The sequence below is a fragment of the Paenibacillus xanthanilyticus genome, from assembly GCF_042682185.1.
Lineage (GTDB): Bacteria > Bacillota > Bacilli > Paenibacillales > Paenibacillaceae > Paenibacillus_Z > Paenibacillus_Z xanthanilyticus.
On sequence record NZ_JBHUHA010000002.1, the window covers coordinates 601,697 to 617,197 of the forward strand.

Annotated in this window: 7 protein-coding genes; 3 read left to right on the plus strand and 4 right to left on the minus strand. The window is 60.7% G+C overall.

All coding sequences use genetic code 11. The features are described from left to right. Positions 1–121 precede the first annotated feature (121 nt). A complete protein-coding gene (locus ACFSKT_RS19760; protein ID WP_377718491.1) occupies positions 122–9,046 on the minus strand; it encodes a non-ribosomal peptide synthetase in 8,925 nt (2,974 codons plus the stop codon). 512 nt (positions 9,047–9,558) lie between these two features. On the opposite strand from ACFSKT_RS19760, the gene ACFSKT_RS19765 reads away from it, so the two are divergent. Next, positions 9,559–10,215, plus strand: a complete 657-nt coding sequence (locus ACFSKT_RS19765) for a flavin reductase family protein (RefSeq protein WP_377718490.1) — start codon at positions 9,559–9,561, stop codon at positions 10,213–10,215. A gap of 187 nt (positions 10,216–10,402) precedes the next feature. Here the strand turns inward: ACFSKT_RS19765 and ACFSKT_RS19770 are convergent, their stop codons facing one another. Further along, on the minus strand, positions 10,403–12,097 hold the full coding sequence (locus ACFSKT_RS19770) for a M3 family oligoendopeptidase (protein WP_377718489.1): 1,695 nt from the start codon (positions 12,095–12,097) through the stop codon (positions 10,403–10,405). A gap of 352 nt (positions 12,098–12,449) precedes the next feature. On the opposite strand from ACFSKT_RS19770, the gene ACFSKT_RS19775 reads away from it, so the two are divergent. Together ACFSKT_RS19775 and ACFSKT_RS19780 are read left to right on the plus strand one after the other, a co-directional pair. After that, a complete protein-coding gene (locus ACFSKT_RS19775) occupies positions 12,450–13,187 on the plus strand; it encodes an alpha/beta hydrolase (RefSeq protein ID WP_377718488.1) in 738 nt (245 codons plus the stop codon). 124 nt (positions 13,188–13,311) lie between these two features. Then, on the plus strand, positions 13,312–13,644 hold the full coding sequence (locus ACFSKT_RS19780; RefSeq protein ID WP_377718487.1) for a hypothetical protein: 333 nt from the start codon (positions 13,312–13,314) through the stop codon (positions 13,642–13,644). Positions 13,645–13,650: 6 nt separating this feature from the next. Here the strand turns inward: ACFSKT_RS19780 and ACFSKT_RS19785 are convergent, their stop codons facing one another. Both ACFSKT_RS19785 and ACFSKT_RS19790 read right to left on the minus strand, forming a co-directional pair. Continuing rightward, positions 13,651–14,553 carry a LysR family transcriptional regulator gene (locus tag ACFSKT_RS19785; RefSeq protein WP_377718486.1) on the minus strand — a complete coding sequence of 301 codons (903 nt, stop codon included), beginning with the start codon at positions 14,551–14,553 and terminating at the stop codon, positions 13,651–13,653. 140 nt (positions 14,554–14,693) lie between these two features. Beyond that, the gene (locus ACFSKT_RS19790) at positions 14,694–15,344 is read right to left on the minus strand and encodes a FusB/FusC family EF-G-binding protein (RefSeq protein ID WP_377718485.1); all 651 of its coding nucleotides are present in this window, start codon (positions 15,342–15,344) and stop codon (positions 14,694–14,696) included. Positions 15,345–15,501: the final 157 nt, after the last annotated feature.

The window sequence follows — 15,501 nt, forward strand, 5'->3', positions numbered from 1 at the left end:
CTCTGGACTCCCTTCTTCGTGCAGCCACGATTGTTCGCGGTCGGCGGGTTGCTTCGAGCTGGCACGCTTTTGTCCTCGCGGACAAAGCTTCAGTGGGTTTCCTCCTTTTACCGCCGAAGTCTCAATCCCGTTCGGCCGAGCTGCCGGCCTCGCTTCGGGCAAGCGCCGCCTGCGTGACGATTCGGGCCAGCTTCACGAAATTGTCGATCAGCACGCGGACGCCGTCTGGGTGCAGCCGCTTATCGTTGAAAGTCAGCGTAAAGGCAAACGGACCGTTCCCCGACTCCGTTTCAACCGCCAGCCGCAGGTCGAATTGACGGAGCGCGCCGTTGTCGCCGCCGCTTCTTCGGTGGAACAGCGGCAGCACCTCGCCGTCCGCCTTGTCAATATGGATCGACTCGAGCGCGGCCAGCGGGTAGCGGGGATGGCTGCCCGAGCTGTCCCGCAGCGCCTCGCGCGCCATACGGACGAGCGCGCCGAATTCCGCTGCCTGGCGAATATCCAGCTGCAGGGATACGGCCGAGCCGTCGCTGCCGAGCGCCGCCTGAACCGGCACGACCGGCTGCTTGCTCAGACTGGCCAGCACGTACGCGAACAGCGCGAGCAGCACGACCGCATCTTCCGTCTGTTCCGCTGCCGCCATCCGTCTGAGCCCTTCCGCCAATTCGGCTTCGAGCGCGAACCGGAAAGCGCGTTCCGGCTGCCGCCCGCCTCCGGCCGCGGCCAAGAATGCCGTTGGCACCGGCAGCAGCGGCAGCTCCCGAAGCGCCGTCTTGGCCAGGGCCTTCTCCATGAAGGCCGCCAGCTCGGCGATCGTCGGGTATGCGAACAGATCGGTCACTTTCATGAGCTTCGGATACCGCTCGTCGATTCGGGCATGCACCCGGATGAGCAGCAGCGAATTGCCGCCGACCTCGAAGAACTGGTCATGCACGCCGACGCGCGGAATATCCAGCAGCTCGCACCAGATCGCCGCTAGCCGCTTCTCCAGTTCGCTGCCCGGCTCGACATGTCGGCCGGACGGGACCGAACTCGACTCCGGCGCCGGAAGCGCGGCGCGGTCCAGCTTCCCGTTCGCCGTCACCGGCATATGCGGCACGCGAACGAAGAACGCCGGCACCATGTAGTCGGGCAAATCGATTGCCAGATTCGCGCGCAGCTCTTGCACGGAGAGTTCTTGGTCCGAGACGTAGTAACCGCATAAGAACAAGCTGCCCTCGCGGCCTAGCTTCGCCAGCACGACCGCTTCCCGAACGTGCGGATGCTGCAGGAGGCGATATTCGATCTCGCCCGGCTCCAGTCGCTGGCCGCGGATTTTCACCTGCGTGTCGAGGCGTCCCAAATATTCGATATTCCCGTCTGGACGCCATCTCGCCAAGTCGCCGGTCCGATACAGCGGCCCTTCGCCCGCGATCGGATGCGAGGCGAACTTCGCTTGCGTCAGCTCCGGTCGGTTCACATACCCCCGTGCCACGCCTACCCCCGCGATACACAGCTCACCAGGCACGCCGATCGGTTGAAGCTCGCCATGAGGACCGAGAATGTACAGCCGAATATTATCGATCGGCTTGCCGATCGGAATGGAGCTCGCCTGCGCCTCCGGCTCGCAATCGTAATACGTCACGTCGACCGCCGCTTCGGTCGGGCCGTACAAATTCGCCAGACGCGCATGCGGCGCAAGGCGGTAGAACGCCTCCGCCTGCGCGGGCTGGAGCGCTTCGCCGCTGGCGAACGCCTGCTTCACCGAGCGAATCCGTTCCGCCGCATCCGCGCGCTCCGCGTATTCCGCGAACAACATCAGCATCGACGGAACGAAGTGCAGCGTCGTCACGCCCGCCGATTCGATGGCGTCCAGCAGCTGCGAAGGGTCCTTCTCGCCGCCGGGCTCAAGCAGGTGCACGGACGCGCCCGCCATGCTCCACCACAGCAGCTCCCAGACGGAGACGTCGAAGGTGATCGGCGTTTTGTGCAAAATAACGTCTGCAGGTCCGATCGGATACCGAGACTGCATCCAGTTCAGCCGGTTGACGATCGCGCGATGCTCGACCATCACGCCCTTCGGCTGGCCGGTCGAGCCGGACGTGTAGATGACGTAAGCCAAGCCGCTGGGATCGGTCGCCCGCTCCGTGGCCTCTTCCTCCGCTGCCCCGATTCCTTCCCGATCAACCGCTCCGCGAGCGATGTCCTCGTCCAGCAGGATGACCGCTCCTGCGAAATCCGAAGCCAGACCAGCGTGCGCCTCGTGCGTGAGCAGCGCGCAAGCGCCGCTGTCCGCCAGCATGTGGGCGATCCGCGCCGCGGGCAGCGCGGGCGAGACCGGCAAGTATGCGCCGCCCGCCTTCAGCACGGCGTACACCGCGACGATGAGGTCCGGCGAGCGCTCCGCCATGACGGCGACGACCGTGTTGCGCCCCACGCCGCATTCGCGAAGCCGCGCCGCAAGCGCGCCGGCCTGGGCGTTCAACTCGCCGTACGTCAGCATCCCGCCCGCCCACGTAACCGCCGGCTGCCTAGGTGTATGCGCTGCATGCCGCGCCATCGTCTCATGCACGAGAAGCTCTTCCGGATAAGGACTCGCCGTCTGGTTAAATGTCTCCGTGATCTGTTGCATTTCGTCCGGCGCCATCATCGTCAGCTCATGAAGCCGCAGGTCCGGCTCCCCGATCGCTTCCCGCAGCAGGCGGACGTAATGCCCCGCCATCCGCGCCGCCGTCTCCTGTCGGAACAGGCCGGAGGCGTATTCCAGCCGGCCGGACAGCCGGTCATTGGACATGGCGATTTCGAGCGTCAAATCGAACTTCGCCGCGCGCGACTCCAGCGGCTCCGCGCTGATCGTAAGGCCGCTGACGGCCAATGCGGGCAGCTCTTGATTCTGCATCGCGAACATGACGCTGAACAGCGGCGGCCGGCTCGGATCCCGCCTCACGTTCAGCTTCTCGACCATCGCCTCGAACGGATAAAGGTCGTGCGACAGCGCTTCGATCGTGCCCTGCTTCACCTCGGCCAGCAGATCGGCGAACCGTTTGTCGGCCGACGGATAATGCCGCAATGGCAGCGTCCCCGCGAACATGCCGATGAGCGCAAGCGTCTCCGCCTGGCCCCGGCCGGCCACGGGCGTGCCGACGATGATATCCTCTTGGCCCGAATATTTGGAGAGGAAGGCATAGTAGGCCGCGAGCAGCACCATATACGGGGTGACGCCCTCGCTTGCCGCGAACGCGCGGAGCTTCCGCTCCAGAATGTCGTCGAATTCAAGCGGCACGCTCGCCCCTTCGAACCGCTGGACGGCCGGCCGCACGCCGTCCGTCGGCAGCTGCAGCACCGGCAGCGCGCCCGACAGCAGCTCGAGCCAATACCGTGCATCGTCCATGTAAGCTTCCGTCCGTGCCAGATTGTTCTGCCATACGGCGTAGTCCTTGTACTGAATGGCGGGCGGCGGGAGCTCCTCCCCTTGATACAAGGCGAGGAATTGCTCCGCGAACACGACGCCGGACAACCCGTCGGCGATCAAATGATGGAAGTCGAAGATCAAGTAACCGGCACGCTCGCCGCATGCCACGACGGCCGCCCGCATAAGCGGCGCGACGCCGAGGTCGAACGGGCGAACGAACGCCGCGAGCTTCTCTCTCGCGTCGGCTTCGCTGTCAGCCGCGCAGCTCTCCAGCTTGAACGCGACCGTCTCGTGTATGAACTGGACGGGCGCTCCGTCCGCCCAGCCGAATGTGGTGCGAAGCGTGTCGTGCCGCGCGATCAGCTGCGCGATCGTCGCTTCGACTTTGCCCGCGTTCAGCTCGCCCTCGAACTTCAGCGCGAACGGCAGATGATAAGCCGTGCCGATCCCCTCCATCTGCTGGAGCACGAACAACCTTTGCTGCGCCGACGAGAGCGGATAATAACGCTGCGCTTCCACCCGTTCAATAACGCCGTCAGCTCGATCCCCCGGCGCGGCTAGCAAACGCGCCAATCCACGGATGGTCGGCTCTGCGAACAAGTCGCGGATGGAGACCGCCAGCCCCAGCCGCTGCTGGATCAGCGCCGCGGCCTCCGCCGCTTTGAGCGAATGGCCGCCAAGTTCGAAGAAGCTATCCGTCACGCCGAATTCCATTGTGCCGAGCACCTGCCGCCAGATGCCGGCCAGCTGCTCTTCCCGCTCGCCGCTCGGCATGACGCGACCCGCTTCGTCCGCGGCGAGCGGAGCCGCTTCCGGCAGCGCCCGGCGATCCGCCTTGCCGCTTGACGTCAAGGGCATCGCGGAGAGACGCGCCCAATGGGTCGGCACCATGTAGTCCGGCAGTCTTGCGGCGATGCCGCCCCGCAGCGCGCGCAGCTCGATCTCCTCGTCCGCCACGATGTACGCGCACAGCCGGATGTCCCCGCTATCATCCCGATCCGCCGCGACCAGGCAGTCCTTCACGCCGGGCTGCCTCCGGAGCGCGGCTTCGATCTCGCCGCATTCGACACGATAGCCGCGAATTTTCACCTGATGGTCGATTCGCCCCAAATAGTCGAGCTCGCCATCCGTACGGAGGCGGACAAGATCGCCTGACCGGTACATGCGCTCACCGGGCGCGTAAGGGTCCGGCACGAACCGCTCGGCCGTTAGCGCAGGCTGATTCCAGTACCCTCTTGCTAGCCCCGCTCCCGCAATATAGAGCTCGCCCGCGACGCCCGCGGGGAGCAATCTGCGCTTCTCGTCGAGCACGTACAGCCTCGCGTTGTCGATCGGACGACCGATCGGCACGGACATGCCGAGCTCGCCTTCCGTACAATCGTAATAAGAAACGTCTACCGTTGCTTCCGTCGGACCATACAGATTGACCAGCCTCGCCGGCCGCAGCGCCGTGAGCGAACGGAACCGTTCGACCATCCGGACGGGCAGCGCTTCGCCGCTGCAGAATACGGCGTTCAAGCGATCCAGCTTGGCGAACGCGCGGGGATGCCGTTCCGCGTGGTCGAGGAACGCGCCGAACATCGAAGGCACGAAATGCAGCATCGTCACGCCATGCTTCTCCATCGCATCCATGATCCGCGCCGGGTCCTTCTCGTCGCCGGGCGCGAGCAGGCAGACGGATGCGCCGGCCATGCTCCACCAGAACAGCTCCCAGACGGAGACGTCGAAGGTGATCGGCGTCTTCTGCAGCACGACGTCGCCCGCTTGAAGCGGATACGCCTTCTGCATCCAGTCGATCCGATTAATGACGCTGTGATGCTCGATCGCGACGCCTTTCGGCCGGCCTGTCGAACCCGACGTATACAGCACGTACGCCAGACGACGCGAGTCAATCGCTTGTTCCAATTCTCCGGCTTCCTGTTCATACAGCCGTGCGTCCTCCAGCAGCAGCAGGTCACCTTCGTACCCGACGCTGCGCATCCACGCTTCATCCGCAAGCGAACCTTGGGCAAGCAGCAGCCGGGCCCGGCTGTCCTCCAGCATGTAACGGATGCGTTCCGGCGGGTAGGCCGGGTCGATCGGCATATAGGCGGCGCCCGCTTTCAGCACGGCCATGATCGCGACCATCATCTCCGGCGATCGGACCGTAAGCACGCCGACAAGCGAATCCGGCACCGCGCCGCGTTCTCGCAGTGTCCGGGCCAACCGATTGCTCCGCTCGTTTAGCTCCCGATACGTCAGCATTCGGCTTCCGCAGATGACGGCCGCCGCATCCGGCGTCAATCGCGCGCGTTCCTCCAGCCACTGATGGATGAGGCGTCCCCGGTCATACGGCGAGTTCGTGTCGTTCATCGCAAGCAGCAGCCGGCGTTCCTCCTCCCAAGACAGGAGGGGAAGCGTCTCCAGCGAACGATCCGGCACGCTCGCCGCCTCGCCCAGCACATGAACGAACCGACCCGCGATGCCCTCGGCCGTCTCGGATTTGAACAGCTTGACGTTATATTCGAAGACCGCGTCCAGTCCGCCGTCCTCGCGGCAGTAGACGTCCAATTTGAAATCCAGCTTGGATGTGCCGTTGTGATACCCGATCTGCTCCCACCGAATGCCGTCCAGCTCGAAGCGAAGATGCGGATCGAGCTCGTTGTGGAAGATCAGCATCGTATCGAACAGGGGATTCCGCGAAGCGTTAAGCTGTTCGCCATCGAACGCGGCCATCTCGTCGTATGGGAAATTCTGATGGTCGTAAGCTTCCAGCAGCACGGCGTGCAGCCTGCCGGCGAACGCGCGGAACGACTCGCCGCCTTGCACCGTTGCCCGGATCGGCAAATAGTTATTGAACATGCCGATCATCGTCTCCGCATCCGGATGGTCGCGGCCGGCCACCAACGATCCGACGATCAGCTCGTCTTGCCCCGTATATAGGCGCAGCGTCCACATGTAGGCGGCGAACAAGAGCGTATTGACGGTAACCCCCAGCGAGCGTGCCAGCCGATCGATGCCAGCGGCAAGCTCCGTGCCGATGGCCTCTCGCGCGATGCGGCCTTCATACGTTCGGAACGGCGTCCGCGCATAATCGGCCGGCAGTTGAAGAACAGGCCGCTTGCCGGCCAGCTGTCCGCGCCAATACCGCTCTTGCCGCGCGAGCGATTCGGAAGCCAACCGCTTCTCCTGCCATCGCGCATAATCTTTGTACTGCACGCGCAGTCGGGGCAGCGTCTCGCCGGCATACAGCAGCTGGAACTCCTGAATGAGACGCGTTAGCGAAATGCCGTCGCACACGATATGGTGAAAATCCATCAGCAAATAACTGCGACCTTCCTCCGCGAATAGCCCGAATCGGCATAATGGCGCCTCGCTCAGCTCGAATCGGCGGGCGAAGAACCGCTTCGCCGCTTCGTCGATCGTGTCGCTGCCGGTCAAGAACATGATCGGGCATTCCGCATTCGGGACCACGCGCTGCCGAATCTCCCCGTGCACGTACTCGAAGCAGGTCCGAAGCGGCTCATGCCGCTCCACGAGAGCGTCGATCGACTCGCCCAGCTTGTGGGTATCCACATGGCCGTTCACCGCGAGCACGAGCGGGATATGATAACTCGTGCCGATGTCGTTCACCTGTTCTTGGATGAAAATCCGCCGCTGCGCCGGCGTCACCGGATAGGCGTCGGCGGGAAGCGCTTGCGTCATTGGCGCGACTTCGCCCTTCGCGGCCGTCCGCAGCCAAGCCGCCATCTCGGCAACCGTAGGGTGGTCGAATATGTCTCGCATGGTGGCATCGAAGCCGAATTGTTCGCGCAGCCTGGCGGCCAGCATCGTTGCTTTCAGCGAGTTGCCGCCGAGCTCGAAGAAATGCGCGCTGTCGCCAATCGGCCCTTCGATACGAAGCACTTCCCGGTATAACGGTGTCAAAATCCCTCCTAACTCGTCTGGTTGGTTCTCCGCGTCTCTTGCGCCGGAATGACTCGCGCCGGACATGCCGTCCAGCGTCTCGATTATCGCTTGAAATTCTCCCCTTTCGAATTGTGCTGCTAATTTGTAGCGCTGCAGCTTGCCGCTCGTCGTCTTCGGCAGCCGTTTGACCGGCAGCACGTGCGCGACTTCGATGCCCGCGCTTTGGTTCAGATGCCGCTTCAGCTTGGCCGCCAAGTCCGCGAACTGCTCCGGCTTCCGGCGGTAGAGGACGAATACCAGCGCGATGTTCGCGCCCGTCGCCGAATCGACCGCGCCCGCGGCCGCCACCTTGCCGAGCTCGATCTCGTCCAGCGCTTCGGCCAGCCGCTCCAGATCGTGCGGGTAGACGTTGCGTCCGTTGACGAAAATAAGCTCCTTCTTCCGGCCGGTTACGATCAGCCGTCCGCCTCGCAGGAAGCCCATGTCGCCGGTGCGCAGCCAGCCGTCCGCCGAGAACGCTTCGCGCGTCGCCGCCGCATTGTTGTAGTAGCCTCGCGTCACGTTAGGGCCGCTGATCTGAATCTCGCCGACTCGCTCATCGGCTAGGATCGTTCCATCATCGCCGCAAATCCGTAATTCGCAGCCTTCCACGGGGTAACCGAGGTCGACCAGCGTCAATCGCCGGTCATCCGCTTCCGTCAGCCTGACGAACGAGTTCTCGGCTAACGCATCCCGATCGAGATGGGCGCAGACCAGCCCTTCGTTCACCGGCGGGAACGTGACGGCGAGGCTGGCTTCGGCCAAGCCATAGACCGGGAACATCGCGCCGGGCCGTAAGCCGTAAGGGGCCAGCCGCTCCGTGAATAAGCGGCACCAGGCTTCCGAGATCGGCTCGGCGCCGTTGAATATGAGCCGCACGCAGGACAAGTCCCACTCGCGGGCTTGCTCTTCTTTGAAGTAGTTCAGGAAGTGTTTGTAGCCAAAGTTAGGAGAGGATATCTGGGTGATCCGATGCTCGTGCGCTTTCTGCAGCCATAGCGTCGGGTTCTGTACGAATAGCGATGTAGGCATGACATATTGATGGATGTTGGCATAGATGGGAGATAGGTGAAAACCGATTAAGCCCATATCGTGCGTGAGGGGCATCCAGCTCAGCGACGAACCGTTCTCCGCCGCCTGCGAGCCGTCTACGATCTGTCTCATGTTCGCCAGCAGATTGCGGTGCGTCAGTATGACCCCTTTGGGCTCGCCAGTCGAACCAGACGAGAACTGGATGAATGCGATGTCGTCCAACCCGGCTTCGTAGACCGTCCCGTAACCGCCTTCGGCGTCCAGCTCTTCCAAGCCGACGAATCGCTCGGCGAACGGGGTCTTCCTCTCCGTCGTCGCCTCGTTCCAAATGCGTTCAAGCTGCGTCCGGTCTTCGCGGGAAGCCGCCAGGAAAGGGCGGTTCAGCAAGCTCAAAATGTTGCCGAGCTTCGCGCGCTGTTCGTCATTGCCCGCCTCCGTAACCGGAACCGGACGAAATCCGCCTAATATGGATGCCCAGAATAGGCAGACGAACGTCTCGTTGTCGTCGATTTGCAGGACCAGCTCGTCCTCGGGCCTCATTCCCTTCGCCTGCAGAGCTAATAGCAGACGACGCGCCCGATCGTATAACCCGGCGTACGACAGCGATCGCTCATGCGCCGCCTGGATGAAGGTCATTCCTTTCTCTTCCGACGCGCGGTCTTGCAGCAGTTGCGTTAAACTTCTGAAAACGGTCAAGGCATCAAACCCCCCATGAATTTGAACGAGCACTGACGTTGCAGGACGCTGGCAGCTATGCGGTTGTAGGTGAGAAGTAGTAAATAATAGCAATTCTAAGACGTCATCCTCCAACGAACAAGGACAATATCCTCTTGGTCGTGGGGTAATAATGACTGGATAAACCAAGCATTCATAGGCAAATAGAAAGGGTAATAATTACCATAATATACTAAATTCCAATACTTCCCGGACTATTCGACTAGTAGGCGGGGACTGCTCCTTAACAGACATGTCTGGTCTGGTACGATATTCCATAATATTGAAAATATAATTTGGAATCTCGGCCATTCTATCCGCTTTTGCGCCGCCATTCCCCTTGGCTTTACAAAAATCGAAAAGTGTGCGGGTCAATCCCTCGCCCGGATTCGACGTCTTTTTCGCGATCTTGCTCTTATACCCCGGGCAACCGGTAAACGCCGCCGCCGCGTGGTACACTGATGCCAATTCCATCCGAGGAGACGTGATTCCCCATGCATACCGTCATTGAACCGAAAATATTGTATTTTGGCACCTCCGTCGTGCTGATCAGCACGCAGAACCCGGACGGAACGCCCAATCTGGCGCCGATGTCGTCCGCTTGGTGGCTCAACCGCTCCTGCATGCTCGGATTGAGCGACAAGTCGCAAACGGTGCAGAACCTGCTGCGGCAAGGCGAATGCGTGCTTAATTTGCCCTCCGTCGACTTGATTCCGGCGATCGACCGCTTGACGCTGCTAACGGGCCGCAATCCGGTCCCGACCAGCAAAGCCGAACGCGGTTATCGCCATGAAGCCGATAAATTCGGGATCGCCAAGCTCACCCCGGCTCCGTCGCATGCCGTCGCGCCGCCTCGGGTGCTGGAGTGCCCGGTACAGCTCGAAGCGAAGCTGGTCCGCGCGCACCCATTCGAGGCGCCAAGCTCGCTCGTCGCCCTGGAAGTCGCGATCGTACGCGTTCATGCGGAGACATCGATCCTGTCACCCCAAGGCTGCAGCTATATCGACCCGGCGAAATGGAAGCCGATGATCATGAACTTCTGCGAATATTTCGGATTGGGCGATCAACTGTCGCAATCAAGGCTTGCCCCCGTATTTGGCCCCGCCGCCTCGTCGCCCGCTGCGTTCACCCCGGCCGCCACGGAATCGTGAGCGTGATACGCACGACAAAAAGCCCGGGATTCCCCGGGCTTGCTGAAAGGCTGATGCGCGTCGAATATGCCGCCGGCAGCTTGTCGTTTGCCAGACTCGGAATGAGGGACCTGTTCGGTCACGATTGTGACACGGCTGATGACGCGAAAGAAGCCGGCACCATTCAGGTACCGGCTTGCAGCGCATGTTAAAGTTTCGTATCGTCTACCCCATCCAGCCAACGTTCGATCCCGCCGATGACCGATTCGACGCAGCCGTCCGCGAACGGCGAGGTCAATCCCGCGAACTCGACCAAGCCGAGGAAAGATTGACCGCCGCCCGCGCGGCACAGCTTGAGGTAATCGGCCCATGCCGTCTCGAAGCTGTCGTTGATCCGGTTCCAGAACTGGAAGGCGCAAATCTGCGCGAGCGCATAATCGATATAGTAGAACGGATAGTGGTAAATGTGAAGCTGACGCTGCCAATAGCCGCCCTGCTCCAAATAATCGTTGCCCTCGTAGTTGCGGTGCGGCAAGTACTTGAGCTCGATCTCCCGCCAAGCCTGCTTCCGCTCATCCGGCGTCGCATTCGGATTGCTATAGACGACATGCTGGAATTCGTCGACCGCCACGATGTACGGCACGATCAGCAAGGCGCTGGCCAGATGATCGAACCGGTATTTCTCCGCATCCTCCTTGAAGAATCGGTCCATCCACGGCCACGCGAAGAACTCCATGCTCATCGAGTGAATCTCGCACGCTTCCGACGTCGGGAAATAGTATTCCGGCACGCCCAAATGACGACTCTCGTACACTTGGAACGCGTGGCCCACTTCATGCGTCAGCACGTCGATATCGCCCGAGGTGCCGTTGAAGTTCGAGAAAATGAACGGCACTTCGTACTGCGGCAGGAACGTACAGTAGCCGCCGCCTTGTTTGCCTTTCTTGCTCACCAGATCCATCAAGCCGCGCTCGTTCATCATCTGGAAGAATGCGTCGGTCTCCGGCGACATCTCGCGGTACATCTCGGCTCCGCCCGCCACGATCCATTCCGGATCGCCCTTCGGCGTCGGGTTGCCGGTCGGGAAGCTGAACGAATCGTCGTAATACATCAGCTGCTCCACGCCGATGCGCGCGCGTTGACGCTCCTTGAGCTTGCTGGCCACGGGCACGATATGCGTCAGCACTTGGCTGCGGAAGTTGGCGGCCATCTCCTCGTTATAATCGGTCCGGCTCATGCGCGCATACCCGACCTCGACGAAGTTCTCGAAGCCCAGCTTGCGGGCGATCGTCGTGCGAACTTGGACAAGCTCGTCGAATATGCGATCAAGCTCCTGGCTGTTCTCGGCCATGAACGTATAGCGCGCCTCGGCTGCCTGCCGTCTCGTCTCCCGGTCTTTGGACTGCTCGAACGGAATGAGCTGCGGGAGCGTCCGCTCTTCGCCTTCGAACGGAATCTTGGCGGAAGCCATCAGCTGTGCGTACGCGGAGATCAGCTTGTTCTCCTTCTGCAGATCCTCGATGATCTCGGGTTTGAACGTCTTCAGCGAGAGCTCGGCCAGCTGGAACAGCTGCTTGCCCCAGATCGCCTCCAGCTCGCCGCGGAACTTGGACTCGACGAGCGCCCGGTAATAATCGGTCGCATATTCTTGAATGACGGGCTTGATTTCATCCATGTAATCTTGCTCTGCCTTGTAAAATTCGTCGTTCGTGTCAATGGAGTGCCGGATCTCGACCAGCGTGCACTGCGTCTCGAACGCGATCCGCAGCTCGTTGACGGCTTTGAGGGCTTCATTCTGTTCCTGGGCGGTCTGGGCATCGATAAATTGTTGAATCCGTGCTTTATACTGCTGTTCGATCTGTTTCACATCCGGCCGTTCATAGCGGAATTCGCTGAAATTCATGATTTGGGCCCACCCTCCAATTTGGTTATCGAAATCCAAGGCGACGGATAAGCATGAAACTGATCCATCACGTTTGTATTTCTAATAAATTCCAGACTATAAGCCTAGATCACCTAATAATTACAACGTCCGTGCCATAATTTCCTTGTTGTAATTGATAAAATTTAACACATGTATTTGATTATGATGTTACGCCGCTTCATAGGGCAATTACAAGATGTAAATAAGTATCCGATTACGCCATATCGCATAGTCCATGCCGCAGCGGTCATCCATCCATGGCAGGGCGCCCCGCTTTGTTCTATCATGAACGGATAATAGGAGAAGCTAGTGAACGAGGTGCTTTGACGCTATGAGACAACCATTCGATACCGAGACGATCGGGTCGCGCAATATCCACATCTCCCTGCCGCCTTCTTATGCCCACGACGATCGGCGGTACCCGGTCGTCTATATACAGGACGGGGCGACGCTGGCGCGCAACTGTTTCAACCAACTGGAGCATAAATTCATCGCAGGGGAGCTGCCGGAGGTGATCCTCGTCGGCATCGAGCCGATTAACCGCAACGACGACTACACGCCATGGCCGGCCAAGTCGCTCACCGGCACGTATGCGGATTTCGGCGGCAAGGGCGACGATTATCTCGATTATTTGGCCGAGACGCTCAAGCCGCATATCGACCAAGCGTACCGGACCGAGTCCACGGCCGCGCATACCGCGATCATTGGCGCCTCCTTCGGCGGCATGATTACGCTCTACGCCGCGTTCCGCAAGCCGCACGTCTTCGGCCGATTCGGCGCCTTGTCCCCCTCGGTGTGGTACGAGCGTTTCTTAACGTTCGTCCACGAGACGCCGCTTCCGCAGGCCGACCAGAAAATATACATGTCCGTCGGCAATCTCGAAGGCATCCATAAGACGAGCATCCAGCGCCATATGGTTCCCTACTCGCACGATGCCCGCCGCGCGCTGGAACACCACGGGCTCGGCGGGGACCGGCTGAAGTTCGAGGTCGAAGAAGGCGGGACGCACGACCAGGTTTTCTTTGCCAAACATTTCGTCAGCGCGCTCGAATGGCTGTATGCCGGATAAGCGCGAATCACAAAAGGCGCGAACGCCGAGGGGCTATGAATGAGCCCCGGCATTCGCGCCTTTTTTTGGTTGCGCTTCAATATCCTGTATACGGTAAAATAAATGCATGTTAAGGAGGTGCGCTATGGAACCATTCGGCTGGATCGAACTGACCCGCAGCACCCAATACGCGAACAAAATCCGGCATTTCGTTATTCTGATCGACGGTCAGGACATGGGCAATATCGAAGATGGCGGGACGCGCCAAATCCCGCTTTCGCCGGGTGATCATGAGATCGAGCTGCGTATCGACTGGTGCGGCAGCGGTACAATCCCGTTCCGATTAGAGGCGAACGAATGCGTTCGCTTCGCGTGCGATTGTCGGATCCAAGGCTGGCGGTTATTCAATCCGTTCCTTGGAATCTACTATATTCTCTTCCAGCCTTCGTCGTATCTTCGGCTGAGCCGTGTCGACTAACGCGGCTCAGCCGCCAGCGCTCTCCTGCCCTCCGCCAACCGGAGCGCCGACAAGCTCCAGAAAATAACGGAACGGCTTCGACACCCATTTTCGCTTCGCATAGATAATCTGCGTGTAGAACCTGCAAGCCGGATGTGCGAACGGCTTGGCGGACAGCTTGCCGAGGCGCACATCCTGCCGGACGACGATCTCCGGCAGCAGCGCCACGCCAAGTCCGTAGACGACGCATTGCTTGATCGCCTCCAAATTGCCGAATTCGTACGACAGCTTGCAGCCGACGCCGGCCTCCTTGAGCGCGCCGAGCAGCATGGCTCGGTAGGTGCACCCCTCTTCGGTGAGAATGAGCGATTCGCCCGCCAAGTCGCCGATGCTGACCTCGCCCAGCCCCGACAGCCGATGCTCGGGATGCGCGACGATGACAAGCGGTTCTTCCCTGACCGCAATGGTATAAAAATCCGGATCGGCGAAGGGCGGATCGAGAATGACGCCCAGGTCCAATTCCCCGGCCCGCACCGCCTCGATGATCGCCGGCTCGCTGCCGGGCTGCAGCATGACGTTCATCTCCGGGTAGGCGCGCTGAAAGGCCTGCAGATGCGGCGGCAGGAAAAAGGCCGCCATCGTCTCGATCGTCCCGATGGAGAGCGAGCCCCCGTTTTGCGCGGAGACGGCTTCCTTCGACTCGCCGTGCAGCCGGATCAGGTCCCGCGCGTAGCCGAGCAGCACCTCGCCCGCGTGGGTGAGCTTCATGCGGCGGCCGAACCGTTCGAACAACACCGCCCCGTACGATTCCTCGAGTCGTTGAATTTGCGTCGTGACGCTCGACTGCGCATAGCCGAGCTTCTCGGCCGTCTGCGTAAAGCTTCCGGATTTGGCCACCTCCAGGAAGGTATGCAAATAGGTCAACTCCATGTTCGTTCCTCCTGCCCGCTTCGGGTTCGCCATTCGTTATGTTTCATTATGGGCGGGGGGCAGAGAATGAGCAAGCGAATTGCACGCCAAAAAGGCGGAAACCGAAGTTTCCGCCCCCTGCGAGCTTGCCTATGCCGGCGTTAGTCCACGACGCTGCCGATGAAGCGCTCCAGCTGCGCCGTCTCCGCTACGCTCTGGTTGCACGATGTCGCGTCCATGCACATGTAATTGCCGACGGCTTTGTAATAGTCGGGCGAGGACTTGGCCGGCCTCGATTTGGTGATCGCCGAGAACAGGCCGACCTCGCTGACCCGATTGCATACGAAGCAATAGCTTTTCTTGTTCGACGGCGTATACTTGCCTTCGATGCCGACGATGCGACCTTGGTAGTCGTACACCATGAACATTTTGCCCGTCGCGATGTCGTGCCAGCCCAGATAGGTGACGAAGCGGCGGTCGATGAGCCCAACATCCGGCACCTTCAGCTTCTTATTCTTCGGGAACAGCTTGCGAATCCCCGCTTCGCTTACCTCGGGGAAAACCTCGACCAGCGCTTCCAGCGTACGCAGATACGTCTGAAAATCCTCGGCCGTCTTCGCGTCCGCCAATCCTTCGAGCAGCTCGCGCTGCGCGTCCGTCAGCTCCGGGAACTGCTCCGTGATTTTGGCGACCGCGCTGCTCCGGACCGTCTGCACGATTTTCGGATCGGCGCTCGTCCGCAGCGCCTGCTGCACGATGCCCGTTTGTTTCTTGATAAAATTATAGTGGTGGTTTCTAATAAATGGTCCCATTCCTGGTCAGCTCCTTATTGTGTGAATGCATGCTTGTCAAATAAGGGGCAAAGCCACCATTAGAAACGATGCCAGCTGGTTTAGGCGATAAACTTCCCCGTTAACGCCCCATGCAAAGTATCGCCTCCGAATCGTGGCTTTGCATGAGTGGATGGAA

What these genes read in the sequence shown, in the direction of transcription:
- ACFSKT_RS19765 (WP_377718490.1), top strand. Translation starts at nt 9,559, where the DNA reads ATGCATACCGTCATTGAACCGAAAATATTGTATTTTGGCACCTCCGTC.
- ACFSKT_RS19775 (WP_377718488.1), top strand. Translation starts at nt 12,450, where the DNA reads ATGAGACAACCATTCGATACCGAGACGATCGGGTCGCGCAATATCCAC.
- ACFSKT_RS19790 (WP_377718485.1), bottom strand. Translation starts at nt 15,344, where the DNA reads ATGGGACCATTTATTAGAAACCACCACTATAATTTTATCAAGAAACAA.
- ACFSKT_RS19770 (WP_377718489.1), bottom strand. Translation starts at nt 12,097, where the DNA reads ATGAATTTCAGCGAATTCCGCTATGAACGGCCGGATGTGAAACAGATC.
- ACFSKT_RS19785 (WP_377718486.1), bottom strand. Translation starts at nt 14,553, where the DNA reads ATGGAGTTGACCTATTTGCATACCTTCCTGGAGGTGGCCAAATCCGGA.
- ACFSKT_RS19780 (WP_377718487.1), top strand. Translation starts at nt 13,312, where the DNA reads ATGGAACCATTCGGCTGGATCGAACTGACCCGCAGCACCCAATACGCG.